Annotated in this window: 26 protein-coding genes; 16 read left to right on the top strand and 10 right to left on the bottom strand. The window is 60.9% G+C overall.

What is annotated here, in order from left to right:
- Positions 1-13: 13 nt before the first annotated feature.
- Positions 14-223, top strand: coding sequence for a hypothetical protein (locus tag BTE54_RS25040; RefSeq protein WP_198939079.1), 210 nt, complete (start codon positions 14-16; stop codon positions 221-223).
- 22 nt (positions 224-245) lie between these two features.
- Here the strand turns inward: BTE54_RS25040 and uppM are convergent, their stop codons facing one another.
- Positions 246-1,868 (bottom strand): polysaccharide biosynthesis protein UppM, encoded by a 1,623-nt coding sequence (gene uppM / locus BTE54_RS05320; RefSeq protein ID WP_198939078.1) that lies wholly within the window; start codon positions 1,866-1,868, stop codon positions 246-248.
- Positions 1,869-2,125: 257 nt separating this feature from the next.
- On the opposite strand from uppM, the gene uppO reads away from it, so the two are divergent.
- From uppO to BTE54_RS05300, 3 genes are all read left to right on the top strand, one after another.
- Positions 2,126-3,541, top strand: coding sequence for a polysaccharide biosynthesis phosphomannomutase UppO (gene uppO / locus BTE54_RS05310; protein ID WP_065655103.1), 1,416 nt, complete (start codon positions 2,126-2,128; stop codon positions 3,539-3,541).
- Between the two features lie 133 nt (positions 3,542-3,674).
- Positions 3,675-4,076, top strand: a complete 402-nt coding sequence (locus tag BTE54_RS05305; RefSeq protein ID WP_035220023.1) for a group II truncated hemoglobin — start codon at positions 3,675-3,677, stop codon at positions 4,074-4,076.
- Complete coding sequence (locus BTE54_RS05300; protein WP_078051702.1) at positions 4,073-4,468, top strand: DUF423 domain-containing protein; 396 nt, start codon at positions 4,073-4,075, stop codon at positions 4,466-4,468. The genes BTE54_RS05305 and BTE54_RS05300 overlap by 4 nt, the downstream gene beginning before the upstream one ends.
- A gap of 3 nt (positions 4,469-4,471) precedes the next feature.
- Here BTE54_RS05300 and BTE54_RS05295 read toward each other — a convergent pair whose 3' ends face one another.
- The 3 genes from BTE54_RS05295 to rutR form a co-directional block, all read right to left on the bottom strand.
- Complete coding sequence (locus BTE54_RS05295) at positions 4,472-4,765, bottom strand: hypothetical protein (protein WP_078051701.1); 294 nt, start codon at positions 4,763-4,765, stop codon at positions 4,472-4,474.
- On the bottom strand, positions 4,746-5,171 hold the full coding sequence (locus tag BTE54_RS05290; RefSeq protein ID WP_078051700.1) for a DUF2325 domain-containing protein: 426 nt from the start codon (positions 5,169-5,171) through the stop codon (positions 4,746-4,748). The genes BTE54_RS05295 and BTE54_RS05290 overlap by 20 nt, the downstream gene beginning before the upstream one ends.
- Positions 5,172-5,423: 252 nt before the next feature.
- The gene (rutR, locus tag BTE54_RS05285; RefSeq protein WP_003520582.1) at positions 5,424-6,065 is read right to left on the bottom strand and encodes an HTH-type transcriptional regulator RutR; all 642 of its coding nucleotides are present in this window, start codon (positions 6,063-6,065) and stop codon (positions 5,424-5,426) included.
- A 259-nt stretch (positions 6,066-6,324) separates the two neighbouring features.
- Between rutR and BTE54_RS05280 the strand changes: the two genes are divergently transcribed.
- From BTE54_RS05280 to BTE54_RS05225, 10 genes are all read left to right on the top strand, one after another.
- Positions 6,325-7,572 carry a Zn-dependent hydrolase gene (locus BTE54_RS05280; RefSeq protein WP_121490415.1) on the top strand — a complete coding sequence of 416 codons (1,248 nt, stop codon included), beginning with the start codon at positions 6,325-6,327 and terminating at the stop codon, positions 7,570-7,572.
- Entirely contained in the window at positions 7,569-9,026 is a 1,458-nt protein-coding gene (hydA, locus tag BTE54_RS05275; RefSeq protein ID WP_078051699.1) for a dihydropyrimidinase, read from the top strand. Before BTE54_RS05280 ends, hydA begins: the two co-directional genes overlap by 4 nt.
- On the top strand, positions 9,023-9,466 hold the full coding sequence (locus BTE54_RS05270; RefSeq protein WP_198939077.1) for an NUDIX domain-containing protein: 444 nt from the start codon (positions 9,023-9,025) through the stop codon (positions 9,464-9,466). Before hydA ends, BTE54_RS05270 begins: the two co-directional genes overlap by 4 nt.
- Positions 9,463-10,257, top strand: a complete 795-nt coding sequence (locus BTE54_RS05265) for an ABC transporter ATP-binding protein (RefSeq protein WP_065655110.1) — start codon at positions 9,463-9,465, stop codon at positions 10,255-10,257. The genes BTE54_RS05270 and BTE54_RS05265 overlap by 4 nt, the downstream gene beginning before the upstream one ends.
- 234 nt (positions 10,258-10,491) lie before the next feature.
- Complete coding sequence (locus tag BTE54_RS05260) at positions 10,492-11,367, top strand: ABC transporter permease (RefSeq protein ID WP_078051698.1); 876 nt, start codon at positions 10,492-10,494, stop codon at positions 11,365-11,367.
- A complete protein-coding gene (locus BTE54_RS05255) occupies positions 11,364-12,236 on the top strand; it encodes an ABC transporter permease (protein ID WP_078051697.1) in 873 nt (290 codons plus the stop codon). The genes BTE54_RS05260 and BTE54_RS05255 overlap by 4 nt, the downstream gene beginning before the upstream one ends.
- 20 nt (positions 12,237-12,256) lie before the next feature.
- Positions 12,257-13,249, top strand: coding sequence for an ABC transporter substrate-binding protein (locus tag BTE54_RS05250; RefSeq protein WP_059754460.1), 993 nt, complete (start codon positions 12,257-12,259; stop codon positions 13,247-13,249).
- Between the two features lie 541 nt (positions 13,250-13,790).
- On the top strand, positions 13,791-14,984 hold the full coding sequence (locus tag BTE54_RS05240) for an efflux RND transporter periplasmic adaptor subunit (RefSeq protein WP_003520590.1): 1,194 nt from the start codon (positions 13,791-13,793) through the stop codon (positions 14,982-14,984).
- Between the two features lie 13 nt (positions 14,985-14,997).
- A complete protein-coding gene (locus tag BTE54_RS05235) occupies positions 14,998-18,318 on the top strand; it encodes an efflux RND transporter permease subunit (RefSeq protein WP_078051695.1) in 3,321 nt (1,106 codons plus the stop codon).
- A 468-nt stretch (positions 18,319-18,786) separates the two neighbouring features.
- Positions 18,787-19,476, top strand: a complete 690-nt coding sequence (locus tag BTE54_RS05225) for a Crp/Fnr family transcriptional regulator (RefSeq protein WP_078051694.1) — start codon at positions 18,787-18,789, stop codon at positions 19,474-19,476.
- A 72-nt stretch (positions 19,477-19,548) separates the two neighbouring features.
- Here BTE54_RS05225 and BTE54_RS05220 read toward each other — a convergent pair whose 3' ends face one another.
- The 5 genes from BTE54_RS05220 to BTE54_RS05200 all read right to left on the bottom strand — a co-directional run bounded on the left by BTE54_RS05220 (position 19,549) and on the right by BTE54_RS05200 (position 23,130).
- Positions 19,549-20,373: an MBL fold metallo-hydrolase gene (locus tag BTE54_RS05220; protein WP_078051693.1), complete on the bottom strand. Its 825-nt coding sequence runs from the start codon at positions 20,371-20,373 to the stop codon at positions 19,549-19,551.
- A gap of 3 nt (positions 20,374-20,376) precedes the next feature.
- Entirely contained in the window at positions 20,377-20,988 is a 612-nt protein-coding gene (ureG, locus tag BTE54_RS05215) for an urease accessory protein UreG (protein WP_003520595.1), read from the bottom strand.
- An 89-nt stretch (positions 20,989-21,077) separates the two neighbouring features.
- Positions 21,078-21,749, bottom strand: a complete 672-nt coding sequence (locus BTE54_RS05210) for an urease accessory protein UreF (protein WP_198939076.1) — start codon at positions 21,747-21,749, stop codon at positions 21,078-21,080.
- Positions 21,750-21,752: 3 nt separating this feature from the next.
- Positions 21,753-22,238, bottom strand: coding sequence for an urease accessory protein UreE (ureE, locus tag BTE54_RS05205; RefSeq protein ID WP_003520598.1), 486 nt, complete (start codon positions 22,236-22,238; stop codon positions 21,753-21,755).
- Between the two features lie 355 nt (positions 22,239-22,593).
- Positions 22,594-23,130: a peroxiredoxin gene (locus BTE54_RS05200; RefSeq protein WP_003520599.1), complete on the bottom strand. Its 537-nt coding sequence runs from the start codon at positions 23,128-23,130 to the stop codon at positions 22,594-22,596.
- 223 nt (positions 23,131-23,353) lie between these two features.
- Here BTE54_RS05200 and BTE54_RS05195 point away from each other — a divergent pair, with 223 nt between their 5' ends.
- Positions 23,354-23,857, top strand: a complete 504-nt coding sequence (locus tag BTE54_RS05195) for a hypothetical protein (RefSeq protein ID WP_065655118.1) — start codon at positions 23,354-23,356, stop codon at positions 23,855-23,857.
- Positions 23,854-24,180 (top strand): hypothetical protein, encoded by a 327-nt coding sequence (locus BTE54_RS05190; RefSeq protein WP_078051692.1) that lies wholly within the window; start codon positions 23,854-23,856, stop codon positions 24,178-24,180. Before BTE54_RS05195 ends, BTE54_RS05190 begins: the two co-directional genes overlap by 4 nt.
- Positions 24,181-24,198: 18 nt before the next feature.
- Here the strand turns inward: BTE54_RS05190 and ureC are convergent, their stop codons facing one another.
- Positions 24,199-25,908 carry an urease subunit alpha gene (gene ureC / locus BTE54_RS05185; protein ID WP_078051691.1) on the bottom strand — a complete coding sequence of 570 codons (1,710 nt, stop codon included), beginning with the start codon at positions 25,906-25,908 and terminating at the stop codon, positions 24,199-24,201.
- Positions 25,909-25,911: the final 3 nt, after the last annotated feature.

Raw genomic sequence — 25,911 nt, 5'->3', positions numbered from 1 at the left:
AAGGGCTCCGGCCATGGAAACAATCTCGATCGACAATCGCGGCGATTTCGGCCTCTGGGCGATAGAACGGGCGAAAGAAATCGTCGCCAACGAGGCATCCGATCTTGCCATTTCGGTTCGCGACGGTGACGAAGCGGGCATTCGCGATGCCGGCAATGCGCTGGGCGCGGCCATCGCCGCCGCGCTGCTCGAGGTTTATGACGGTCTGATTTCGGAAGATTAAGGCGACGCGCAGCCGCCTTGTCTTACCGCGCCGCGACATCCGCGTGGTCGTCCCGGCGAAGATAACCCCAGAGACCGAGCGCCACGGCAATTGCCAGACCAAGGAACAGGCCGCCCATGCCGCCGGCGATCAGGAACGTCAGCTTGCCCGGCGGCCAGCTTCTGGAATTGGGCGCAACCGGCTGCGAAATCACCCGTACATTGGTGGAATCGATCGACTGCTGTTCGGCAAGCTGGCGGGAGCGGGTGAGATAAGTCTCATAGATCGCCGCCGCCGAGCGGGCGTCACGATCGAGATCACGCAGCCGCACCTGCGCCTCATTGTCGGTAAAGACATTGGCGCGTTCCGCCACCGCTTTCAGCCGCAGGGCATCGAGTGAGGAGCGCGCCTCCGCGACGTTGATCTTTGCCGCTTGAAGGATACGCCGCGCCTCATCCGCCATTCCCTGTTCCAGCATCGCCCGCTCCGCCCCTGCTGTCGCAAGCCGCGGATGGCGCGCGCCATAGGTCAGCGTCATCGCACCGATCTGCTGTTGCAGCGTGCTGTATTGCGCGCGGATCGTATTCATCGTCTGGCTGTCGAATATGGCGTCGCTCTGGGTGCGGTTCTGCGCAATCGCCGCCTCCATCTGCTTGAGGCGCGATTCTTCCTGAATGAGGCGCTGCTGGGTCGCAAGCACCTGAGCGTTCAGCTCACCGGAAGCCAGATTGCTGACGAGCTGGCCGTTATTTTCCTGCAGGCCGTTCTCACGGCGAAAATCGGCCACGCGCTTTTCGGCGGCGGTCACATTCTCGCGCATTTCCTCGAGCCGCTTCCTGAGATCGTCAACGACGCGTTGACTGCTGTCGGAGTTTGTCTGGAATAGCTCGCTTTCGAAAGCCTTCACGATGGCCTTGGAGACAGTCACCGATTTTTCGGCGTCATTGGTCCAGACCGAAAGCGTCACGACAAAGGATCGCGGGTCGCGTTCCGCCGCCACCCGATCGCCGAGCGAACGAAGCGCGCCGACCCGGTTGTCGTCATCTTCCGGTTTCGATGAGAACATCGCCTTCAGCCGGGCGAGCGGCGGCGGGCTGATGAATTCAGGATCCTGATCGAGCTTCAACTCGTCCACCACCCGTGCCAGCACGTTGCGTGAGGTGATGGTGCGCAGCTTGCTTTCCACCTCGAGGATTTGCGTGTCGCGCTGCTGGTTGGGCGAAAACACGCCGTCATTGACGACATTCAGGTTGGAGGGATTGACGACGATATCCGTATAGGCCTTGTAGCGCGGCGGCGTCATGGAGGCATAGGTCAGAGCGCCGGCAACGCAGAGAACGATTGCCAGCACGATCCAGACAATGCCTTTGCGAAGCCAGAGGATGACGTCATCCACACCGATCCTGTCGATATGTTTCAGGCCCGGCAGCGCAGTCGCCAGACTGCCGCTCGGCGAAGCCGCCTTCACCGGCGTCTCGGCCGCAGCCGGCTCGGCGACGGTTTTCGCCGGTTTCGGCTCCAGATGCTCCTTCAGCACCGTGCGCTCGAAAACCTCGTCCTCATCCACCAGATCGTCCAGCAGGGAACCATGGGTTCTCGCGGCAGGCGCCGTTTTTTCATCGAGCGGACGTGCCTGCTTATGTCCCGCCTTTTGAAGCCTGTACATCAGCCAATCCAACTCGAACGAACCACAAAAAGGCCGGCAACAGAGGGTTCCCATCGTCGCCAGAGCCGCTATCGACGGACAAGTTTAAATATGACGGGTGAATTTTAGGTTACCCGCATCAGTCCCGCCATCATCGCCTATTCGCGTCGGCGTTGAAAGGGATGATTGACTTGAATGGATCGATACGGTTCTTTCAACCGTTATATTTTTGCATTATCCATTTGACCCTCAAAGATTTTATCGAAACGGAGTTTGGAATGAGCCTGAAATTTGGAACGAGCGGCCTTCGCGGCCTCTCTGTCGATCTGAAAGGAAAAGCTTCTGCCGTCTATGCCACGGCATTTGCGAGGCACCTTCTCACATCGGGCCAGGCAAAGGCGGGCGATCCCATTCTCGTCGGCCGCGATTTCCGCGATTCGAGCCCGGATGTTTCCGCCACCTGCATCGCCGCGCTCAAAAAAGCCGGCCTGACCCCGTTCGATTGCGGCACGGTGCCGACACCGGCGCTGGCGCTTTACGGCCTGTCACTGAAGGCCGGCGCGCTGATGATCACCGGCTCGCATATTCCGGCCGACCGCAACGGCATCAAGTTCTACCGCCCGGACGGCGAAATCGACAAGCAGGACGAGACGGCGATTGCCGCTCTTGCCGCCGAAATCGAAGCGGAAGGCATCAGCGACGAGGCGGCGACCGCCGAGGACCATTCCGCCGCGGCAGCCGAACTTTTCTACGAGCGCAACATCGCGCTGCTGCCGGAAAAAGCGCTCTCCGGCCTCAAGATCGGCGTTTACCAGCACAGCACGGTGGCGCGCGATCTCTTTGTCGACGTGCTTGCCCATTATGGTGCGGATGTCGTTCCGCTCGGCCGCTCCGAAACCTTCATCCCTGTCGATACCGAAGCGGTCTCGCCGGAAACGCTGGCCCTTCTCAAGAAATGGTCGCCGGAGCACGGTCTCGACGCCATCGTTTCCGCCGATGGCGACGGAGACCGTCCCCTGCTGACCGATGAAAACGGCGTGCCGCTGCGCGGCGACCTCATCGGCCTGATCACCGCCAATTTCCTCGGCGCCGGCGTGGTCGTCACCCCCGTCACCTCCAATTCCGGCATCGAGGCAAGCGGTTCGTTCGACGTCGTCCGCACCAAAGTCGGCTCCCCTTTCGTGATCGCGGGAATGGCTGAGGCGCTCGCCGCCGGCAAGAACGGTGTCATGGGCTTCGAGGCCAATGGCGGCCTGCTGACGGCCTCTGCCTTCACACTTAACGGTCGGGCGCTTTCGCCGCTGCCGACGCGTGACAGCTTCCTGCCGGTTCTCGCCGTGCTGCTTCTCTCGGCAGAACAGAAAAAGCCGCTGTCGCAGATCGCCGCCGCCTATAACCTGCCGGTCGCCGCCGCCGACCGTCTGGAAAATTTCGCGCAGGAAAAGAGCGCCGCCCTGATGACGCATCTGCGCGCCTCGCGCAGCAATCTCGAGGCCTTCCTCGCACCGGTCGGCACCGTGAAGACGCTGAGCGACATCGACGGCCTGCGCGTCGCGCTCACCGATGGCAGCACCATCCATTTCCGCCCTTCCGGCAACGCTCCCGAAATGCGCTGCTATGTCGAAGCCGCCAATCAGGACGAGGCCGAGACGCTCCTGAACAAGGGACTCGATCTCATCCGTAATTTTGGGTGACGCTTTGCGCGATGCCGGGCCTGCCCGGCATCTATCCTCCTTGACCTGTCGCAAATGTCGCACCCCGCCCGTGCCCTGTTGCTCTTCCGGCTCCATGGAGCGATAAGGACCGAAGGGCCACAAGAGGCGGACGATGAGCGGCGAGACCATTACCCTTTATGAAGCGATAGGTGGCGATGCGACCGTAAGGGCGCTGACCCGGCGCTTTTACGAATTGATGGATACCCTGCCGGAAGCGGCGCGCTGCCGCGCCATCCATCCCGCCGATCTTTCCGGCAGCGAGGCGAAGTTTTACGATTATCTGACGGGATATCTTGGCGGACCGCCCGTCTATGTCGAGAAACATGGCCACCCGATGCTGCGCCGCCGCCATTTTGTCGCCCCCATCGGCCCGGCAGAGCGGGATGAATGGCTGCTCTGCTTCCGACGCGCCATGGACGAGACCATCGAAAATCCGAAGCTCCGCGAGATCATCTGGACGCCGGTGGAGCGGCTGGCCTTTCACATGCAGAACCAGGAGGCGGACAGCCAATGACCACGCAGAGCGCGACCATCGCAAGCCTGCCGCGCGAAAGATTGCGGGCCTTGATTCTGTTGCTGGGCGGCCTGCTGGGTGCTGCGGGCGTCATGCTTGCCGCCGCCGCCACGCATACCGGCGAAACCTATATGCTCGGCAATGCCTCGGCCATGGCGCTGGCGCATGCGCCGGTGCTGGTGGCCCTCCATATCGGCGCGGATCGCATCAGAACCGCCATTCCGGCAGGCCTGATCCTCGGCCTCGGTACTGCGGTCTTTGTCGGCGATCTCGTTACCCGGCATTTTTCCGGCCACAGCCTGTTTCCCTACGCCGCACCCACGGGCGGCCTCGGCATGATCGGCGGATGGCTAGTGCTGTGCGCGGGAGCATTTCTGAAGCCGAAGGGTTAGGCTTTAGCCCTTACGCCGCGTCCAGCGAAACGAGAGGATATTGCGGCCCTCTTCGGCCGCCGCGCCGATCTCGAAGGACGGCGTTTCACCGGGCTGGCGGGTGCGCAAATAGGGAAAGGTCACAACATTGCCGCCGCTTCTGGCAAGGCGGTTGCGCCTTTCGCGTTCACCGATGATTTCATAGATGTCCGGCAAAGCCGGATCGGCGGCCTGTTCGGCCATCTTGTGCAGTTCCACGCGGCAGGCTTCCGCCGCCGCTGGCACTCCATCCTTAAAATTATTGCGCTCGTCGCTCATCGTTCGAGGTCCGTTCATTCATCGTCTGCAGCGCCCGCTCCAGACTGGATTTGCTGCCGTTGCGCAGCGGAATGAACGTCTTGCCGAATTTCTTGCAACCGGACTTCACCCGCAGACACGCATCGTGGCTGATACAGTCGATCGGGCAGAAAACGCAGTCGACGGAGGGAAGCACGGTATCGATGCGCGAGACGGCCTCACGCAGGCCGCCATCGTGATGAATGAGCTCCGCGCCGAAATTGCTGGCGATCTGGCGAAGATGAGCAACCTGACAGTCACGGCCGCCGACATAAAGAAAGCTTTTGGGACCGGAAAGCTGCTGTTCGGCCACGTCCCGCTCGGTTTGGGGAACGCCCTTGCCCTGCTTGCCGCCACGTTCGGCCTTCTTCTTTTCCTTGCGTGCCATTCCCTCACCTGCCGGTTGATTTTTCAATGCCCCGGACGTTCGGGATGCCGGCACCATAATAAAGATGAGTTTTGGAGTAAAGTATAAAGGTGATAATTTTCCTCATGTTTCGGCATAAAGAATCGATTGCTTAGAGCATTTCCAGGAAAAGTGGACCCGGTTTTCCGTCCGGAAATGCGCCAAAACAAAGAGTTAGAGTGTTTTCGCGATTCGAAGAACGCGAAAACACTCTAGGCGCGAGAACGGTTCCCTTCAGCCGTTTATCCGCAATCCGCCCATGAAAAGCTGCTCCAAATGCCGGGCCGCATCCTCGAAACGGCCCTCGCCGCCATTCTTCTCGCCCAGCACCGCCCGCACCTGCACATCGAAATCCGCATAATGCTGGGTGGTCGACCAGATGGAAAAAATGAGGTGATAAGGATCGCATTTGGCCATCCGTCCGGCCTTCACCCAGGCGCGGATCACCTCGGCCTTTTCATCCACCAGTTGTTTCAGCGGCCCCTTCAGCTCATCCTCGATATGCGGCGCGCCCTGTAGGATTTCATTGGCGAACAGGCGGCTTTCACGCGGGAAATCGCGCGACATTTCCAGCTTGCGACGAATATAGGAACGAATCTCGCTTTCAGGATTGCCCTCGGCATCGAAAGCGCGCAGCGGGTCGAGCCATGTGTCCAGCACCCGCTCGATCAGCGCGCGATGCATCGCCTCCTTGGTGCGGAAATAATAAAGCACGTTCGGTTTCGACATGCCGGCCGCCTCGGCGATCTGATCGATGGTGGAGCCGCGAAACCCGTTTGTGGAAAAAACACTGAGCGCGGCTTCAAGAATCGCTTCCTGCTTTTCTTCCTGAATGCGGGTCCGCTTCTGTGTTTTCGCTGCGCGCGGTATGGCCATTCTCAGCTCTCTGTTTCTTTTCCATGCAATTGCCGTTACAGTATGCTTAAAAAATAATCTCCGCGTACAGTTTAGGCAAAATTACTGCGATTCGTCACGAAATCCCTTGCTGACGCCACCGCGAATTTGCAATGTTTACCAGCCGGTCAATTTATCCCCCATCGCCATCACAAGGCAATGGCTGTTATCTTAACCGGCAAAAAAGGGAACGGCACAAGCTTTGCTTCGATAAAAACAAAACAGGTGAGGACGACACTTTATGGCGGCGGGTAAGAACTTGACGGTCAATGGCGACCGTCTGTGGGACAGTCTGATGGATATGGCGAAGATTGGCCCCGGCATTGCCGGCGGCAATAATCGCCGCACGCTGACGGATGAGGATGCGGAAGGCCGCCGCCTCTTTCAGCGCTGGTGCGAAGCGGCGGGCCTGACGATGGGCGTCGACCGCATGGGCACCATGTTCGCCACCCGCCCCGGCGAGGATCCGGATGCGCTTCCCGTTTATATCGGCAGCCACCTCGACACCCAGCCGACCGGCGGCAAGTTCGATGGCGTGCTCGGCGTGCTGGCCGGGCTGGAGGTGGTGCGCAGCCTGAATGACTTGAACATCAAAACCAGACACCCGATCACCGTCACCAACTGGTCAAACGAGGAAGGCGCGCGCTTTGCCCCGGCCATGCTGGCCTCCGGCGTCTTCGCCGGCATTCACGATCTCGATTATGCCTATGGCCGCACCGATACCGACGGCAAGACCTATGGCGAAGAGCTGAAACGCATCGGCTGGCTGGGCGAGGAAGAGGTGGGCGCGCGCAAAATGCACGCCTATTTCGAATATCACATCGAACAGGGTCCGATCCTGGAGGCGGAAAGCAAACAGATCGGCGTTGTCACCCATTGCCAGGGCCTGTGGTGGCTGGAAGTGACGCTGACCGGCAAGGAAGCCCACACCGGCTCCACGCCTATGGCCATGCGCGTCAATGCCGGTCTTGCCGCCGCCCGCATTCTCGAAAAGGTGCAGGAGGTGGCCATGGCTCACCAGCCCGGCGCCGTCGCCGGCGTTGGCCAGATGATCTTCACGCCCAATTCCCGCAATGTGCTGCCCGGCAAGGTGGTCTTCACCATCGACCTCAGAACCCCCTCACAGGCGAAACTCGACAGCATGCGCGCCATCTTCGAGCGCGAGGTGCCGCAGATCGCCGAAGAACTCGGCGTGGGCTGCTCAATCGAGGCCATCGGCCATTTCGATCCCGTCACCTTCGACCCCGTTTTGGTCGGCCGCGTACGCTCCGCCGCCGAAAAACTCGGCTACAGCCACATGGATATCATCTCCGGCGCCGGCCACGATGCCTGCTGGACGGCAAGGGTCGCCCCCTCCACCATGATCTTCTGCCCTTGCGTGGACGGGCTTTCCCACAACGAGGCCGAAGAAATTTCGCCGGAATGGGCAGCCGCCGGCTGCGATGTGCTGCTGCATGCGGTGCTGGAGACTGCGGAGATCGCGGAATGACCGCCACCATCATCAAGAACGGCACCATCGTCACCGCCGACCTCACCTATAAGGCCGATGTGAAGATCGAAGGCGGCAGGATCACCGAGATCGGGCCTGATCTGACCGGCGGCACGGTACTCGATGCCACCGGATGTTACGTCATGCCCGGCGGCATCGATCCGCATGTGCATCTGGAAATGCCCTTCATGGGCACCTATTCCGCCGATGATTTCGAGAGCGGCACGCGCGCGGCGCTTGCCGGCGGCACGACCATGGTGGTGGATTTCTGCCTGCCGGAGCCCGGCCAGTCGCTTCTTGATGCCCTGCAGCGATGGGACAACAAGGCAACGCGCGCCAATTGCGATTATTCCTTCCACATGGCCGTCACCTGGTGGGGCGAGCAGGTCTTCGATGAGATGAAGACGGTGGTGCGGGAAAAAGGCATCAACTCCTTCAAGCACTTCATGGCCTATAAGGGCGCTTTGATGGTGAATGACGACGAGATGTTCGCTTCCTTCTCGCGCTGCGCCGAACTGGGCGCCATCCCCTTCGTGCATGCGGAAAACGGCGATATCGTCGCGCAGATGCAGGAAAAGCTGATGGCGGAAGGCAATGTCGGACCGGAGGCGCATGCCTATTCCCGCCCGCCCTCGGTGGAAGGCGAGGCCACCAACCGCGCCATCATCATCGCCGATATGGCGGGTGCGCCGCTTTATGTCGTCCACACCTCCTGTGAGCAGGCGCATGAAGCCATCCGCCGCGCCCGGCAAAATGGCATGCGGGTCTATGGCGAACCGCTGATCCAGCACCTGATCCTCGATGAAAGCGAATATGCCAATGCCGACTGGGATCACGCCGCCCGCCGGGTGATGTCGCCGCCCTTCCGCAACCGGCGGCATCAGGACAGCCTCTGGGCGGGCCTCGCCTCCGGCTCGCTGCAATGCGTGGCGACCGACCATTGCGCCTTCACCACCGAGCAGAAACGCTTTGGTCTCGGCGATTTCCGAAGGATTCCGAACGGCACCGGTGGGCTGGAAGATCGCATGCCGCTGCTCTGGACCCATGGCGTGGCGACCGGCCGCCTGACGATGAACGAATTCGTCGCCGTCACCTCCACCAACATCGCCAAGATTCTGAACATCTACCCCAGAAAGGGCGCGATCCTCGTCGGCAGCGATGCCGATATTGTCGTCTGGGATCCGGCGCTGGAAAAGACCATCAGCGCGGCGAGCCAGCAATCGGCCATCGATTACAACGTGTTCGAAGGCCAGAAGGTCAAAGGCCTGCCGCGCTACACCCTGTCGCGCGGTCTCGTCAGCATCGAGGAGGCCACCATCGAAACGCAGCCGGGCCACGGCCAGTTCATTGCCCGAGATGCTTATCCAGCCGTCAGCCGGGCGCTTTCCACCTGGAAGGAACTCGTCGCGCCGCGCAAGGTGGAACGCAGCGGCATTCCGGCATCGGGTGTATGACCGTGAGCGTCGGGCCGAAACGCGAAATCGTCATCGCCGCAGCCGTTCTCCTCAATGAGCGGCGGCAGATGCTGGTCGTGCGCAAGCGCGGCACCACGCAATTCATGCAGCCGGGCGGCAAGATCGATCCAGGCGAAACGCCGGAACAGGCGCTTCACCGCGAACTTGCCGAGGAAATCGGCCTGACGCTGCCCGAAAATGCCGCCCGTTATGAAGGCGTCTTTCGCGAGGAGGCCGCCAATGAGACGGGGGCGGACGTCGTCGCCCATACATTCATCGCGAGGCTTCATGCCGATGTGGCCCCGCAGGCGGAAATAGAGGAAGTGCGCTGGCTCGATCTCGACGGCCACACCGGCGTAACGATCGCAAGGCTTACGGAAACCCAAATGCTGCCGCTGGCGCGCGCGGCCCTGACGGAAAGCGAAACCAAGCCCAGATGAACCAGGCCTCCCCCTATTCCGTCGTTTCCGCCAGAAATCTCGGCCTCACTTTCGAAACGGGCGATGGCCCGGTACACGCACTCTCCAATGTCGACCTGGAGGTCGGCAAAGGCGATTTCGTCTCCTTCATCGGCCCTTCCGGCTGCGGCAAGACCACCTTCCTGCGGGTCATCGCCGATCTGGAAAAACACACATCCGGCGACATCACCGTCAACGGCACGACGCCGGAAAACGCCCGCCGGGACCGCTCTTACGGTTACGTTTTTCAGGCCGCCGCCCTTTATCCGTGGCGCAGCATCGAAAAGAACATTGCGCTGCCGCTCGAAATCATGGGCTATACCAAGGCCGAGCAGCGCGAGCGCGTCGAGCGCACGCTCGATCTCGTCAACCTCAACGGTTTCGGCAAGAAATATCCCTGGCAGCTTTCCGGCGGCATGCAGCAGCGCGCCTCCATTGCCCGCGCTCTCGCCTTCGATGCCGACCTGCTGTTGATGGACGAGCCCTTCGGCGCACTGGATGAGATCGTGCGCGATCACCTCAACGAACAGCTTCTGAAACTCTGGGATGCGACCGGCAAGACAATTTGCTTCGTCACCCACTCCATTCCGGAAGCGGTCTATCTCTCGACCAAGATCGTCGTGATGTCGCCTCGGCCGGGCAGAGTGACCGATGTGATCACGTCGACGCTGCCACGGGAAAGGCCGCTCGAGATTCGCGAGACACCCGAATTTCTGGCGATTGCGCATCGGGTGCGTGAGGGGCTGAAGGCGGGGCATAGCTATGAGGGGTGAGGTCATCGCCAGCTTTACCCCCCTCTGCCCTGCCGGGCATCTCCCCCTCAAGGGGGGAGATCGGCAAGAGGCGCGACCACCGCTTCATTCGCAAACGTTAAGACGGGCGAGACCTCACCACGAGTCGATCTCCCCCCTTGAGGGGGAGATGTCCGGCAGGACAGAGGGGGGTAAGCCGCACCCACAAGGCACCGCTAAACCCCACCCGCGGCAAAAGCGGCGGAGCGAAAACCCATGACCCTCCTCCGCCACCGCATCCTCCCCATCCTAACCGTCCTCCTCGCCATCCTCATCCTCTGGCACCTCGCCGTCATCTACCTCAACATGCCCTTCGCCCGCGATCAGGCCACCCGCGCCGGTCAAACGCCGGGCTTCTTCGAGCTGCTGCCGCAAACCTTCGCCCAGGAGCGTCCGGTTCTCCCCGCCCCGCACCAGATTGCCGCCGAACTGTGGGACACCACGGTCAACAAGGCCATCACCTCCAAGCGCAGCCTCATTTACCACGCCGGCGTTACGCTCTCGGCCACGCTGCTCGGTTTCGCCATCGGTGCGGTACTCGGCATCCTGCTTGCCGTCGCCATCGTGCATAACCGCGCCATGGACCGCTCCGTCATGCCGTGGATCATCGCCAGCCAGACCATCCCCATCCTTGCCGTCGCGCCGATGATTATCGTCGTGTTGAATTCCATCGGCATTTCCGGGCTGCTGCCGAAGGCGCTGATCTCCACCTATCTTTCCTTCTTTCCCATCGTCGTCGGCATGGTGAAGGGTCTCCGAAGCCCGGAGACGATCCAGCTCGACCTGATGCACACCTATAATGCCTCGCCCGGCCAGATATTCTGGAAGCTGCGCTGGCCCGCAGCGCTGCCCTATCTCTTCACCTCGCTGAAGATCGCCGTCGCCATTGCGCTGGTCGGCGCCATCGTCGGTGAATTGCCGACAGGCGCTGTTGCCGGGCTTGGCGCGCGTCTGCTTTCCGGTTCCTATTACGGCCAGACGGTGCAGATATGGGCGGCGCTGTTCATGGCCGCCGGTGTGGCTGCGCTGCTGGTATCCATCATCGGCATCGCCCATGCCGCCGTCCTCAAGAGAATGGGAGCCCGGCCATGACCCATCCCGGCTGGTTTTTCGGCGCGATCCTGTTCTGGCTTGCCGCCTGGGCCTTCAACGAATGGCTGGTGCGCCGCCACGTCTCCACGCCAGCGGCAAAACGCATCGGCCGCATCGCCGTGCCGCTCCTCTTCGGGGTGGCCATCCTCGCGCTCTGGGAAGGCGTGGTGCGCGGTTTTTCCGTGCCGCCCATTCTGCTGCCGGCTCCGAGCGCTATCCTTGCACGGCTCGCCGGCTCCCTGCCGATACTCTGGGCCGATTTCCGCCAGACCTTCATCAAATCGGTACTGACGGGTTATGTGCTCGGCTGCGGCCTCGGCTTTGCCGTCGCCATCCTCATCGACCGCTCGCCTTTCCTGCAACGCGGGCTGCTGCCCATCGGCAATTTCGTCTCGGCTCTGCCGGTCGTCGGCGTAGCACCCATCATGGTCATGTGGTTCGGCTTCGACTGGCAGTCGAAAGTCGCCGTCGTTGTCATCATGACCTTCTTCCCCATGCTGGTGAACACAGTTCAGGGGCTTGCCGCTTCCAGCCACATGGAACGCGACCTGATGCGCACCTATGCCGCCGGCTGGTGGCAGACGTTGCTGAAGCTGCGCCTGCCCGCCGCCTGGCCGTTCATCTTCAACGCGCTGAAGATCAATTCCACGCTGGCGCTGATCGGCGCCATCGTCGCGGAATTCTTCGGCACGCCCATCGTCGGCATGGGTTTCCGCATTTCGGCGGAAATGGGCCGCAGCAATGTCGATATGGTCTGGGCCGAAATCGCGGTCGCAGCACTCGCCGGCTCCGGCTTTTATGGTCTCGTGGCGCTCGCGGAGCGGGCCGTCACCTTCTGGCATCCGTCCGTCCGTGGGGGACGAACGTAATAACGAAAAAGGGAACAGCGATGAAAATGAAACTTGCATCCATGCTTCTTGCCGGCGCGTCACTCCTGACCGCATTCGGAGCGCAGGCCGCCGACAAGATTACCCTGCAGCTGAAATGGGTCACCCAGGCGCAGTTCGCGGGATATTACGTCGCAAAGGACAAGGGTTTTTACGAAGCCGAAGGCCTCGATGTCGACATCAAGCCCGGCGGCCCGGACATTGCACCCGCGCAGGTTCTGGCCGGCGGCGGTGCGGACGTCATCGTCGACTGGATGCCATCCGCACTCGCCACCCGCGAAAAGGGCGTGCCGCTGGTCAATATCGCCCAGCCGTTCAAATCGTCAGGCATGATGCTGACCTGCCTGAAAGAAACCGGCATCACCAAGCCGGAGGATTTCAAGGGCAAGACGCTGGGCGTCTGGTTCTTCGGCAATGAATACCCGTTCCTGTCGTGGATGGCGCATCTGAAAATCCCGACAACCGGCGGCGCCGATGGCGTGACTGTTCTCAAACAGGGCTTCAATGTCGATCCGCTGCTGCAAAAGCAGGCCGCCTGCATTTCCACCATGACCTATAATGAATATTGGCAGGTCATCGATGCCGGCATCAAGCCGGAGGAACTCGTCACCTTCAAATACGAGGCGGAAGGCGTGGCGACGCTGGAAGACGGGCTTTACGTTCTGGAAGACAAGCTGAAGGACGCCAAGTTCAAGGAAGACATGGTCAAATTCGTCCGCGCTTCCATGAAGGGCTGGAAATGGGCCGAAGAAAACCCTGACGACGCCGCCGATATCGTTCTCGAAAACGACGCCTCCGGCGCCCAGACCGAAAAACACCAGAAGCGCATGATGGGCGAAGTGGCAAAACTGACCGCCGGTTCGAAGGGCGCGCTCGACAAGGCGGACTATGACCGCACGGTCAAGACGCTGCTGGGCGGCGGTTCCGACCCGGTCATTACCAAGGAACCGACAGGCGCCTTCACCACCGAAATCACCGATGCGGCGCTGAAATAATTCGAAGTGACGCCTAAATAATGGAGCGCGCGGGAGGTCCGCGCGTTCTGATTTATGATTGGTACCAGGGCGACAACTCTCTCGACGTTATCCTTGGGCTTGTCCCAAGGATCTAACCACGCCAACAAAATCACAACGTTGCAGATCCTCGGCACAAGGCCGAGAATCGCTTAACTCGATTTCCCATCTGGCGTCGATCTTCTTTTGGAGGCTTTGCCGAAATGCACCTATTTCGCTGGTAACCCATTTGACGAATTACAATATCCCGACCTATACAAAAATGTATATCAACCATCGCGGCTATGCGGATTGATTTGTACGACAACAAGAATTACAGTCCCGCCCACAAGACTGCCAAATTTGATCTTGTAAAATAAGCACAGGGCAAAGGTGCTTAAGATTCGCGTTGAGGGGCGTTTGAATCGGGAGGATCGAAAAGGAAGTATTGTGATCCCTTGTTTCACATTCGCTATCGCATGACCTTCTAATTGAGCCCTGGGGCTGCAGGACATGCGATCGGATATTGCGCGAGCCAAGACACATGCAGCATAAAGTCACGTTTAACCGCTTTGTATTCCTTCTTCTTTCCGCAACGGCGCTTCCCCTCTCCGCAGCAGCCGAGGGAGAGGCGCAGGCGCCGGTCAAACAGCAGAACCTGCCCTCCATCATCGTCGCCCATGCGGCAAAACGCGATCTCGTGGACCGCATCATCGCCACCGGCACGATCCGCCCCGTGGACGAGATTTACGTCCAGCCGCTGGTCGACGGCCTGTCGATCGACACGCTGAACGCCGATATCGGCGACCGGGTGGAAGCGAATGCGGTTCTGGCCGTGCTGTCCTCCGACAGCCTCGTGCTGCAAAAGAGCCAGCTTGAGGCCAACAAGGCCAAGGCTGAAGCCTCCGTCACCCAGTCGAAAGCGCAGGTGCTAGAAGCGCAGGCCAATCTCAATGACGCCCTTCGCCAGCGTGACCGCGCCGCCAAGCTCGGCCAGAGCGGCTCCGGCTCCGTCTCCGAAACGGAAAAGACCGAAGCGGCCGCTCAGGTGGCGCAGGCCCGCCTCGATGCGGCCAAACAGGCCGTTTCCGCCGGCGAAGCCGACATCAAGGTCGTCGACGCGCAGATCGACGACATCGATCTGAAGCTGACGCGCACCGGCGTGAAAACCCCGGTTGCCGGCATCGTATCCGCCAAGAACGCCAAGGTTGGCGCAATCGCCAGCGGTGCTGGCAATCCGCTGTTCACCGTCATCAAGGACGGCGCGATAGAACTCGTCGCCGATCTCTCCGAGACCGATATCCAGAAGGTCAAGGCAGGCCAGAAAGCCTATTTGACGGTTGCCGGCGGAGCTGAGAAAATAGAAGGCAAGGTGCGCCTCGTTTCACCCACCGTCGACCCGACGACGCGCCTCGGCTCCGTGCATGTGGTTCTGCCGACCGACAGCCCGGCGCGTTCCGGCATGTATGCCAGCGCGGCGATCATCGTCGAGGAGACGAATGCGCTCGCTTTGCCGCTGTCGGCCGTCACCTCCGGGCGTGAAGGCTCTACCACCCGCAAGGTGGAAGGCGACGTCGTCAAGCAGGTGAAGATCGAGACCGGCATCGAAGACGGCGGTTTTATCGAGATTGTCAGCGGTCTTGCCGCTGGAGACAAGGTTGTCGAGAAAGCTGGAGCATTCGTGCGTGATGGTGACCGGATAAGACCGGTGGAAGCCCAGACGGCTGCGTCCAACTGACTGAGGGAATGAGATGAACTTTTCCGCATGGTCAATCCGTAACCCGATTGCGCCGCTGCTCGGCTTCGCGCTTTTGATGATCCTCGGCATGCAGGCGTTCAACACCCTGCCCATCACCCGTTTTCCGAATATCGACGTTCCCGTCGTGGCCGTTACCGTGACCCAGAGCGGCGCTTCGCCCTCCGAGCTGGAAATGCAGGTGACGAAGGAGATCGAGGACGCCGTCGCCGCCATCAGCGGCGTCGACGAAATTCAGTCCACAGTGGTCGACGGACAGTCGACGACAACGGTTGTCTTCCGCATCGAAAAGCCGACGGAAGAAGCGGTTCAGGACACCAAGGACGCCATCGACAAGATCCGCAGCGATCTGCCCGCCGATATCGAAGTGCCCGTCGTCAGCAAGATCGACGTCGAGGGGCAGGCGATCCAGACTTTCGCCGTCTCTTCGCCCAACATGACGCTGGAAGAACTGTCCTGGTTCGTGGATGACACGATCAAGCGTTCGCTCCAGGGCCAGTCCGGCATCGGCAAGGTCGACCGTTACGGCGGCGCTGACCGCGAAGTTCGCGTGTCGCTGAGCCCCGAAAAGCTCGACGCCTATGGCATCACCGCTACCGAGGTGAACAGCCAGCTGCGCGGCACGAACGTCGATCTCGGCTCGGGCCGAGGCCAGGTGGGCGGCAACGAACAGACCATCCGCACGCTCGGCGATACGCGCGATGTGAGCCAGCTCGCCAATACCACGATTGCGCTTTCCAACGGTCGTTTCGTCAAGCTTTCCGAACTCGGCACGGTCACCGACACCTATGAGGAGCAGAAATCCTTCTCGCGTTTCAACGGCAATCCCGCCGTCACCTTCGCGGTGTTCCGCTCCAAGGGCGCAAGCGAGGTCTCGGTCGCCGAAACCGTGGCGGCAAGCCTCAATGAAGTGCGCAAGAATCATCCGGATGTGTCGATCGAAATGGTCGATGACGCCGTTTATTTCACCTATGGCAACTACAAGGCCGCACTCGATACGCTGATCGAAGGCGCGATCCTCGCCGTCATCGTTGTCCTGCTCTTCCTGCGCAACTGGCGCGCAACCCTGATTGCCGCCGTGGCCCTGCCGCTTTCCGCGATCCCGACCTTCTGGATCATGGATATCATGGGCTTCTCGCTCAATCTCGTCAGCTTCCTGGCGCTCACGCTCGCCACGGGTATTCTCGTCGACGACGCCATCGTGGAAATCGAGAACATCGCCCGCCATATCAAGATGGGCAAGACGCCCTATCGGGCGGCACTCGAAGCGGCGGATGAAATCGGCCTCGCCGTCATCGCCACCAGCTTCACCATCATCGCGGTTTTCGTGCCGGTGTCGTTCATGCCCGGCATTCCCGGCCAGTACTTCATCCAGTTCGGCCTCACCGTCGCCTTCTCGGTGTTCTTCTCGCTCGCCGTGGCCCGCCTCATCACACCGTTGATGGCGGCCTATCTGATGCGCGCCGAAGATGCGATGGACGATCACCACGACAATGACAGCCGGTTGATGAAGGCCTATACGCGCATGGTAACCGCCACCACCCGCAAGTGGTGGGCGCGCTATCTGACGCTGCTCGGCGCCATCGGCTTCCTCGTCGCTTCCGTCATTCTGCTTGCCGGCGTTCCGGGCAGCTTCCTGCCGCCGGACGACGCCTCGCGCGTGACGCTTTCGGTGGAACTGCCGCCCAATGCGACGCTCGACGAAACCGACCGCACGACGACGCAGATTTATCATGCCCTGCGTGACATCAACGGCGTCGAAAGCGTCTTCATCCTCGGCGGCGCTTCGCCCAAGGGCGATCTGGAGCTTCGCCGCGCCACCGTCAACGTCATCCTCCAGCACATCGACCATTCGCTGCTCAAGCTGGTGGTCAACAAGGGCCTCGGCTCCATCCCGCTCATCGGCCCATACTTGCCCAAGGTGGAGGAAAAGGGTCGCACACGTCCGCAATGGGATGTGGAACGGGATATTTTCGCGCAGGTGCGCGGCATCCCGGATGTCCGCATCATCAAGCTGAACGACCGTGCGGAACGCGAGCTCTCCTTCAACTTCCTCTCGACGAACGAGAAGGACCTGAACGACGCCGTCGGCATTCTCGAAAGCCGCCTGCGCGCCTCGCCCATCCTTGCCAATGTCAGCTCGGAAGGTGCGTTGCCCCGCCCCGAACTGCAGATTCGCCCGCGCAAGGATGAAATCGCCCGTCTCGGCATCACGCCACAGCAGATTTCGCAGACCGTGCGTGTCGCCACCATCGGCGATATCGATGCGCAGCTGACGAAGATTTCGCTGGATGACCGGCAGATTCCGATCCGCGTGCAGGCCTCGCTCGATACCCGCCGCGATCTCGCCACCATCCGCGCGCTGAAGATAAAGACTGCCTCAGGGTCGCTGGTGCCGCTCTATAGCGTTGCCGATATCGACTATTCGGAAGGCCCAAGCTCGATCAAGCGCAACGACCGCAACCGCGTCGTCTCCATCGGCTCCGACGTGCCCTTCGGCACGGCGCTCGATACATCGACGGCCGAGTTCAAACGCATCGTGTCGGAAACCGACCTGCCGGCGAGCGTGCGCCTGGCCGAAAGCGGCGACGCCAAGGTGCAGGGCGAAATGCAGCAGGGCTTCGTCAACGCCATGCTGCTCGGTCTGATGCTGGTGCTGGTCGTGCTCATCCTGCTGTTCAAGGATGTCATCCAGCCCTTCACCATCCTGTTCTCGCTGCCGCTTGCCATCGGCGGCGTGGCGGTCGCGCTCATCATCACGCAGAACGCGCTGTCCATGCCCGTTCTCATCGGCATCCTGATGCTGATGGGCATCGTGACGAAGAACGCCATCCTGCTGGTGGATTTCGCCATCGAAATGCGCCGCCACGGCATGGAACGGGTGCATGCCATGGTGGAGGCCGGCCGCAAGCGCGCCCGCCCGATCATCATGACCTCCATCGCCATGTCGGCGGGCATGTTGCCCTCCGCGCTCGGCGTCGGCGAAGGCGGTTCGTTCCGCGCGCCGATGGCGATTGCGGTGATCGGCGGCATCATCGTCTCGACGGTGCTGTCGCTCATCGTGGTGCCGGCCTTCTTCCTCATCATGGACGACCTGTCGCGCCTGCTCGCCCACCTTTTCGGCCGCTTCGTCGGCAAGAAGGAAGAGGAGGAAGAGGCCCTCTCCAACGAGAAACTCTCGGAGATCGCCCGCGAAAACAGCCTGGCGCTCTCCTCGCTGGAGGCACGCGTCGCCAGCATGGAAAAGAGCACCGGCGACAAGGCCGCGGACAAGGGCAGCAACATATTGCGGCTACCGCCGCTCGCTGCGGAGTGAAGCTTGCAGAATAACGATTGAGACGCCGGGCCCTGTGCCCGGCGTTTCTTTTGGGGGTGTTTAAGGGGCAAAACGTCGCCACCTGTTTCTTCTCCCCGAGGGGGAGAAGGTGGCCCGAAGGATCGGATGAGGGGGCTAGCGCTCGATCTATCTCTGGCCTTGCCCCCTCATCCCGCTGCCGCGACCTTCTCCCCCTCGGGGAGAAGAAATATGCGGCGCTCGCCCGCTCCATATTCCCCCTGTGCTTCTAAGCCCGAATGGACGAACCATTTCCTCCCGTAACGACTGCAATTCTGTTTGATCGAAATCAATTCGCTTTCCAGGTGAACTGCTAATCTCCCTCGCATCGGGAATTGCCGGTCGAAGGATAATGCGATGAGCTCTTTTCAGATAGGCGTGCGGGAACACGAACATCCCCGGTTTCGTCTCGCTTCGGACAGCCCGGCAAAAGGTATGAGCGGGAGCCGGATGGACGTGAACAAGACCGTGAAGCTGAGCAACAGGGACAGGAACATTCTGCTGCGTGCACCCTTGATCGGGATAGCGGATGATGCGGCGGCATTGAAGCTGATGGAGGCGGCGACCATCACCAATGTGAACGCCCGCCATGTGCTCTTCAAGGAAGGCGAAGCGGCGCAACATTTCTACTGCGTGCTGTCGGGTTACGTCAGGCTTTACCGGCTGGACCGGCACGGGCGCGAGGCGGATGTGCGCGTCAGCGGCCCCGGCGATACCTTCAACGAATGCCTGATTTTCGGCAGCGATACCTATCGCTACAGCGCGCAGGCGGCGGAAAGCTGCACCGTGGCGCGGTTCGAACTTGCGAGAATCCGCAGTCTGATCGATCAGGAGCCGGCCATCGCCAAGGCCGTCATGCGCTGCCTGTCCAACAGCCTGCTGGCCACGATGGATTGCATCGCGAACGACCGGCTGCAGACGGCGCCGCAACGTGTCGCCCATTACCTCATCAATCAGGGCCCGCGCGACGCGACATCCTTTTCGCTGCGGCTGCCATTCCAGAAAAGCCTGCTCGCCGGCAAGCTCGGCCTCGCGCCGGAAGCACTGTCGCGCGCCTTTTCGGCACTGAAAAAGGCTGGCGTCACCGTGCGCGGACGCATCGTGCAGGTCAATGACGTCGCCGCATTGAAGCAGATATGAAAATACCGGGAGAGGATGAAGGGCGGGATGCCATCAGGCATTCCGCCCTTCTGCATGCCCGAAATCGGAAAATCAGTCCGGCTGCGGCACAAAACGGAAGCTGTCGCCCTGCCGCTCGACACGGAAAAATCCGCCGAGATGACCGCCGGAAACCAGCCAGCCATGATCGGCTGCCTCGGCCAGCGCCTTGAGGCGTGTTTCATAAGCAAGCGCGGAATCGATATCGTAGACGAAACCGACGCCGGGATCTTTCACCTGCAACGCGCTCACATGCAGCACGTCGCCCCATAATAACAGCCGCTCATCGCAATTGCCGATCAGATAACCGGTGTGCCCCGGTGTATGGCCAGGCATGGCGACTGCCTCGATACCCTCGGCGACCGCGCCCATGGGGATCGGCCGCAACATCGGGCCGCAAATGTCGAGCAGCCGCGCGGCAAGGTCGAACCCGCCCTGCCGGGCCGGCGGCAGGCTTTTGCGCGCCTCCGCGCTGCTGAAAAAGCCAAGATCGGCCTCGGGAACCCATATGTCAGCATTGGGAAAATAAGGCCGGTCGCCATCGATGAGGCCAAGCGCATGGTCGCCATGAATATGGGTGAGGATGATACGCGTCACATCGGCCGGCTGAATCCCCGCGGCAATCATCGCCGCGCGGGCATGGCCATAGGCCTCACCCCAGGCCGTGCCGCAACCGGCATCGATCAGCCAGACGCCGTCAGGCCCGGACAGCGCGAAGCAGTTGACGTCCATATCCACCGTTTCGCCCTGATGGCCGGCAAGGGCCGCAGCCAGCGCTTCGGCGCCCTGACGATGGATGAGATGGCCGACCGGCGCCTTGTAGACACCGTCGACAAAACGGGAAACCTCGTAAGCACCGAAACGGCGGGCGATAGCCATATTTCAGAGACCGCCCTGCTCTTTCAGAAAACCGACGATGCGATCCACGCCGTCGCCGCGTTTCATATCGGTGAAAACGAAGGGCATGGCGTTGCGCATGCGCGTCGCATCGCTGTCCATGACGGTGAGGTCAGCACCGACATAGGGCGCAAGGTCCTTCTTGTTGATGACCAGCAGGTCAGAGCGGGTGATGCCCGGCCCGCCCTTACGCGGAATTTCCTCACCCTGGCAGACGGAGATCACATAGATGGTAATGTCGGCCAGATCGGGCGAAAAGGTCGCAGCGAGATTGTCGCCGCCGGATTCGATGAAGACCACATCGAGATCGGGAAACCGCGCATTGAGCCCGGCAATCGCCTGCAGATTGATCGTCGCATCCTCACGAATGGCGGTATGCGGGCAACCGCCCGTCTCGACCCCGACGATACGCTCGGACGGCAGCGCCTGCATGCGCACCAGCGCCTCGGCATCTTCCTTGGTGTAAATATCGTTGGTGACGACCGCGACGGAATAATCCGCGCTCATTGCCTTGCAGAGCTTTTCCGTCAGCGCCGTCTTGCCAGAACCGACCGGCCCGCCAATGCCGACGCGCAGCGGTCCATTACCCGATTTCATCACTCTGTTCCCTTCGATATGCTTTGGTCTTGTTTCACCATAGTCCCTCAACGGGACGCTTCAATATATGCAAGGATCGTGCCGCCCTTTCAGGACCGGAAAAGCCGGGTGCCCTGCGTTTCATGGCGCATGGCTGCCGTATCGGCGATGATCGTCGCGCTGCCGAGATCGTCGAGCGTGGATTGCATCGCCCGCGCCGCCATCTCTGCGATGATCGCCTCGCTTGCGGCCAGAATGGCAACGCCATCCTTCTGTCCCGCGACCCCGAGGCGGATGCCCGCTGAAACGATCTGCGAGGCGCCGGCATGCAAAAAGGCGGCAACCGTTTCCCTGAGCGGCACCGCATGGCCGGCGGCGACCCCGCCGACGGCGATGGGATAAGGAACGTCTTTCGGCAACAACTCAAGAACCGCATGCGGCCATGCGCCGGCGGCGGCAACGAAGGCATCGCCCAGAAGCACCGTCTCGCGGTATCGCTCCGCCGAACCGGCCAGCGCCCGCGCCAGATCGGCCGTTTCGCTCAAGATGGCCGCATCCCCGGCGCTGCGCCAGGCATGCGCCAGAAACACCGCATCGTTCCACAGGCTGCCATGGCGCAGCAGCGTTTCGAGCCAGTCGCGCAGGGCCGCCGCATCGCCGATGCGACGATCCTCCACCGCCTTTTCAAGACCGCCGGAATAGGAAAAACCACCGACGGGAAAAGCCGGCGACAGCCAGGCCATGAGCCGCAGCAGCGCGGCGACGCCGCGATCGTCACTCACGGCTCAGCCGTGATCGTGATGGTGATGCCCGTGGTCATGACCATGGGAATGGCCACCATGGGCGTGGTAAGCGCCGCGCGCCGGCTGGAATGGCTCTTCCACCTCACGCACGGTGGCGCCCAGACCTTCCAGCATGGCGCGAATAACATGGTCGCGCAGGATGAGAATACGCTCTTCTTCGATCTGCGCGGAAAGATGCCGGTTGCCGAGATGCCAGGCAAGCTCGATCAGGTGAAGGCGGTCCTTCGCCTTGATTTCGAACAGCTTTTCATCCGCCGCACGGACCTCGATCAGGTCGCCGTTCTCCACCACCAGAAGATCGCCATGGGCAAACAGCACGGCTTCCTTCAGGTCCAGCATCACCATCTCATCATTTTGCAGATGCAGCAGCTTGCGGCGCAGATGCCGCTGGTCATGCGCCAGGGTGACATAACCGGAAGCTTCGTCGGCAGGGGTTCCGGCCGGATGATAGGAGGTGACGCGCAGCATGGGATGATCCGTTTCAGAAACAGTCTTGGGGGTCTGATTTTTGCCGGATAGGCGGGGTGATTTCAAGGTGGATACAATGCAAGGCGTGAAAAAGGCCGGCATTGCAGACAGAAAGACTTGAGGCGTCCGGCAACTTCTCCTCCGTCATGCCGGACTGGATCCGGCATCCAGCCACGGCGCGTCTGCGCCGTGAGAGGAGTCTTTCGCGATCAGGGACTTGATCGCGCTGGACCCCGGATCTAATCCGGGGTGACGGTGTGCGGATGCTGCGGCACCGCGAAAGACAATCACGTCCCAGAAAACGAAAAAAGCCCGGCATTGCGGCCGGGCTTTCGCAAAAATCTTAAAACCGAAATCAGGCCGCAGCGCGTGCCTTCAGGTTTTCCAGAATGTTCTGCGGCGCGGAAACGCCGTAAGGGTCAGATTCGCAATTGTCCGAATAGCCCTCCTCCTCGAACCACTGCTCAACGACGCCATCGTTGACGACGGCGGCGTAACGCCAGGAGCGCATGCCGAAGCCGAGATTGTCCTTGGCGACCAGCATGCCCATCTTGCGGGTGAACTCACCCGAACCATCCGGAATGACCTTGACATTTTCGAGGTTCTGGCCCTTTGCCCAGGCATTCATGACAAAGGCGTCATTGACCGACAGGCAATAGATATCATCGACGCCGAGCGCGCGGAACTCGCCCGCCAGCTTTTCGAAATCGGGCAGCTGGTAGGTCGAGCATGTCGGCGTGAAGGCGCCGGGCAGCGAAAACAGGACGACCTTCTTGCCCTTGAAATAATCGTCGGAGGTCATGTCCTGCCAACGGAACGGGTTGGGGCCACCGACGGCCTCATCGCGAACGCGCGTGCGGAAGGTTACGGCGGGCACTTTTTTGCCGAGCATGTCTTGTCTCCTATTCTGGCGTTTTACGGGGATCGCTTGGGATCGATCCGCGCGGAATTCTTTTGCCGTTTCCATAGCGCAAGACGCGCTGCGGTGCAGCATAAAAATCCCGATTTCAAAGGAGATTCAAACAGGCCCGATACTACCTGATACAACTATAAGGAACAGTTTACATAAATACACTTTTAAGTAATATTCCGCCACCCAACGGGAGACACTGAAATTGATTTTGAAAGATCGCGTACTCAATCATCTCGACAGTACCCTCAGAGCCTATTTCGACTATAGCGACGGCCCACAATGCTCCAATTTGCGTGGCTTCGTCGCAGGGCTGGTCACGGATGTCTGCGAAAAGATGGATGGAGACTTGCTGCGGAAGGTCGCGGAAAAGGTAGACGGCAAGAGTTTCGCCGAATGGCGGTCATGGTACATCGATGAAGTCGTCACTCTGCAGGCCAGTGCGGTGGGCGCATTCGCCCATCGCATCATTGACGTGGAAACGCTCAGCGCCTCGGCGCGCAGCGGAAAAGTGCCCTGCGAGCTTGGCTACAGACACGCGGATGAATTCATCGCCTGCTGGGAGGAGACCTATGCAAAGCGGCAAGCGGAGAAGGAAAAGCTGCCTTCATCGAAAAAATTTCAGGACAAGCGCAACAGCCACACCGAGCCGCCGTACCTGATGAAAGATATCCTGGGGCTGTCCTGGTGGCGCAAGCGGTCCAAATGAACGACGGCAACAAGGAATCGACCAAGGAAATGCTGGCGGTTTTCCGCATCATCGCCAGCGCCGGGCTTTCGCTGATCCTCCTTCTGGCCACTTTCAAGAACAGGACGCCGGACCTTTCCAATTGGCTGGTTTACCCAGCCGCCCTGTTTTTCAGCGCCTCTTTGCTGTTCTGCCTCTACCTGTTTCTGCAAGCCATAACCCTGCTTGCGGGCGAAGCGGACGCAATCATCGATCAGCCGAGGATAAAGGTCCCCGCAATGGCGGCCATGGGGCTGTTCATGGCCGGCGTTGCAAGCCTGCTGACCGCGCTCATGTGCATCTGAGCGCGGAGCAGCCGTTTCTCAGAACAGGAAATAACGCTGCGCCATCGGCAGCACCGTTGCCGGTTCGCAGGTCAAAAGCTCGCCATCCGCCCGCACTTCGTAGGTTTCCGGATCGACCTCGATATGTGGGGTGAGCGAGTTGTGGATCATCGACGCCTTGGAGATGCCGCCGCGGACATTCTTCACCGGCAACAGCTTCTTGGCAACCCCGAGGCGCTGGGCAAGGCCTGCATCCAGCGACACCTGCGATACGAAAGTGACCGAGGAATTGGTGCGCAGCTTGCCATAGGCGGCGAACATCGGCCGATAATGCATCGGCTGCGGCGTGGGAATGGAGGCATTCGGATCGCCCATCGGAGCGGCGGCAATCGAGCCGCCGAGCAGCACCATCTCCGGCTTCACGCCGAAAAAGGCCGGGTTCCACAACACCAGATCGGCGCGCTTGCCGACTTCGATGGAGCCGATCTCGTGGCTGACACCCTGGGCGATGGCGGGGTTGATCGTATATTTGGCGATGTAACGGCGGACACGGAAATTGTCGTTTTCGCCGGTCTCTTCCTTCAGGCGGCCGCGCTGGCGCTTCATCTTGTCGGCCGTCTGCCATGTGCGGATCGCCACTTCGCCGACGCGGCCCATGGCCTGGCTGTCGGAAGAGATGATCGAAAACGCGCCGATATCATGGAGAATATCCTCCGCCGCGATGGTTTCCTTGCGGATGCGGCTTTCGGCAAAGGCGATATCTTCGGGAATGGACGGCGACAGGTGGTGGCACACCATCAGCATGTCGAGATGTTCGGCGAGCGTATTGACGGTATAGGGCCGTGTCGGGTTGGTGGAAGACGGAATGACGTTGGGATTGCCACAGACCTTGATGATATCAGGCGCGTGCCCGCCGCCCGCCCCTTCGGTATGGAAGGCGTGGATGGTGCGGCCACGGATGGCGGCGACCGTATCTTCCACGAAACCGCTTTCGTTCAGCGTGTCGGTGTGGATCATCACCTGCACATCGTATTGATCGGCCACCGTCAGGCAATTGTCGATGGCGGCGGGTGTCGTGCCCCAGTCCTCATGCAGCTTCAGCGACGACGCGCCGGCAAGGATCATCTCCTCCAGCGGTGCGGGCAGCGAGGCATTGCCCTTGCCGGCCAGCGCCAGATTCATCGGGAAGGCATCGAAGCTTTCTATCATCCGCTCGATGTGCCATGCGCCGGTGCAGGTGGTGGCGAGCGTGCCATGCGCCGGGCCGGAGCCGCCGCCCAGCATGCAGGTCACACCGCTCATCAGCGCTTCTTCGATCTGCTGCGGGCAGATGTAGTGGATATGCGCGTCCATGCCGCCAGCCGTCAGAATTTTGCCTTCGCCGGCAATCGCCTCGGTCGAGGGGCCGACGATGATCGTCACGCCGGGCTGCGTATCGGGATTGCCCGCTTTGCCGATGGCGTGGATGCGGCCGTTCTTCAGGCCCACATCAGCCTTGTAGATGCCGCTATGGTCAACAATCACCACATTGGTGATGACGGTATCGACCGCGCCTTCGGCCCGCGTCGCCTGGCTCTGGCCCATGCCGTCGCGAATGACCTTGCCGCCGCCGAATTTCACTTCCTCGCCATAGATCGTGTGGTCCTTCTCGATCTCGATGAAGAGTTCGGTATCGGCAAGACGCACCTTGTCGCCAACGGTCGGGCCGAACATGCCGGCATAGGCGGCGCGGGAAATCTTGTAGGGCATGGG

This window comes from Agrobacterium sp. YIC 4121 (assembly GCF_002008205.1).
Classification (GTDB): domain Bacteria; phylum Pseudomonadota; class Alphaproteobacteria; order Rhizobiales; family Rhizobiaceae; genus Agrobacterium; species Agrobacterium leguminum.
The sequence above is the reverse complement of the archived record's forward strand: the minus strand, read 5'-3'. Positions and strand labels throughout refer to the sequence as shown.

What these genes read in the sequence shown, in the direction of transcription:
- BTE54_RS25040 (WP_198939079.1), top strand. Translation starts at nt 14, where the DNA reads ATGGAAACAATCTCGATCGACAATCGCGGCGATTTCGGCCTCTGGGCG.
- uppM (WP_198939078.1), bottom strand. Translation starts at nt 1,868, where the DNA reads ATGTACAGGCTTCAAAAGGCGGGACATAAGCAGGCACGTCCGCTCGAT.
- uppO (WP_065655103.1), top strand. Translation starts at nt 2,126, where the DNA reads ATGAGCCTGAAATTTGGAACGAGCGGCCTTCGCGGCCTCTCTGTCGAT.
- BTE54_RS05305 (WP_035220023.1), top strand. Translation starts at nt 3,675, where the DNA reads ATGAGCGGCGAGACCATTACCCTTTATGAAGCGATAGGTGGCGATGCG.
- BTE54_RS05300 (WP_078051702.1), top strand. Translation starts at nt 4,073, where the DNA reads ATGACCACGCAGAGCGCGACCATCGCAAGCCTGCCGCGCGAAAGATTG.
- BTE54_RS05295 (WP_078051701.1), bottom strand. Translation starts at nt 4,765, where the DNA reads ATGAGCGACGAGCGCAATAATTTTAAGGATGGAGTGCCAGCGGCGGCG.
- BTE54_RS05290 (WP_078051700.1), bottom strand. Translation starts at nt 5,171, where the DNA reads ATGGCACGCAAGGAAAAGAAGAAGGCCGAACGTGGCGGCAAGCAGGGC.
- rutR (WP_003520582.1), bottom strand. Translation starts at nt 6,065, where the DNA reads ATGGCCATACCGCGCGCAGCGAAAACACAGAAGCGGACCCGCATTCAG.
- BTE54_RS05280 (WP_121490415.1), top strand. Translation starts at nt 6,325, where the DNA reads ATGGCGGCGGGTAAGAACTTGACGGTCAATGGCGACCGTCTGTGGGAC.
- hydA (WP_078051699.1), top strand. Translation starts at nt 7,569, where the DNA reads ATGACCGCCACCATCATCAAGAACGGCACCATCGTCACCGCCGACCTC.
- BTE54_RS05270 (WP_198939077.1), top strand. Translation starts at nt 9,023, where the DNA reads ATGACCGTGAGCGTCGGGCCGAAACGCGAAATCGTCATCGCCGCAGCC.
- BTE54_RS05265 (WP_065655110.1), top strand. Translation starts at nt 9,463, where the DNA reads ATGAACCAGGCCTCCCCCTATTCCGTCGTTTCCGCCAGAAATCTCGGC.
- BTE54_RS05260 (WP_078051698.1), top strand. Translation starts at nt 10,492, where the DNA reads ATGACCCTCCTCCGCCACCGCATCCTCCCCATCCTAACCGTCCTCCTC.
- BTE54_RS05255 (WP_078051697.1), top strand. Translation starts at nt 11,364, where the DNA reads ATGACCCATCCCGGCTGGTTTTTCGGCGCGATCCTGTTCTGGCTTGCC.
- BTE54_RS05250 (WP_059754460.1), top strand. Translation starts at nt 12,257, where the DNA reads ATGAAAATGAAACTTGCATCCATGCTTCTTGCCGGCGCGTCACTCCTG.
- BTE54_RS05240 (WP_003520590.1), top strand. Translation starts at nt 13,791, where the DNA reads ATGCAGCATAAAGTCACGTTTAACCGCTTTGTATTCCTTCTTCTTTCC.
- BTE54_RS05235 (WP_078051695.1), top strand. Translation starts at nt 14,998, where the DNA reads ATGAACTTTTCCGCATGGTCAATCCGTAACCCGATTGCGCCGCTGCTC.
- BTE54_RS05225 (WP_078051694.1), top strand. Translation starts at nt 18,787, where the DNA reads ATGGACGTGAACAAGACCGTGAAGCTGAGCAACAGGGACAGGAACATT.
- BTE54_RS05220 (WP_078051693.1), bottom strand. Translation starts at nt 20,373, where the DNA reads ATGGCTATCGCCCGCCGTTTCGGTGCTTACGAGGTTTCCCGTTTTGTC.
- ureG (WP_003520595.1), bottom strand. Translation starts at nt 20,988, where the DNA reads ATGAAATCGGGTAATGGACCGCTGCGCGTCGGCATTGGCGGGCCGGTC.
- ureE (WP_003520598.1), bottom strand. Translation starts at nt 22,238, where the DNA reads ATGCTGCGCGTCACCTCCTATCATCCGGCCGGAACCCCTGCCGACGAA.
- BTE54_RS05200 (WP_003520599.1), bottom strand. Translation starts at nt 23,130, where the DNA reads ATGCTCGGCAAAAAAGTGCCCGCCGTAACCTTCCGCACGCGCGTTCGC.
- BTE54_RS05190 (WP_078051692.1), top strand. Translation starts at nt 23,854, where the DNA reads ATGAACGACGGCAACAAGGAATCGACCAAGGAAATGCTGGCGGTTTTC.
- ureC (WP_078051691.1), bottom strand. Translation starts at nt 25,908, where the DNA reads ATGCCCTACAAGATTTCCCGCGCCGCCTATGCCGGCATGTTCGGCCCG.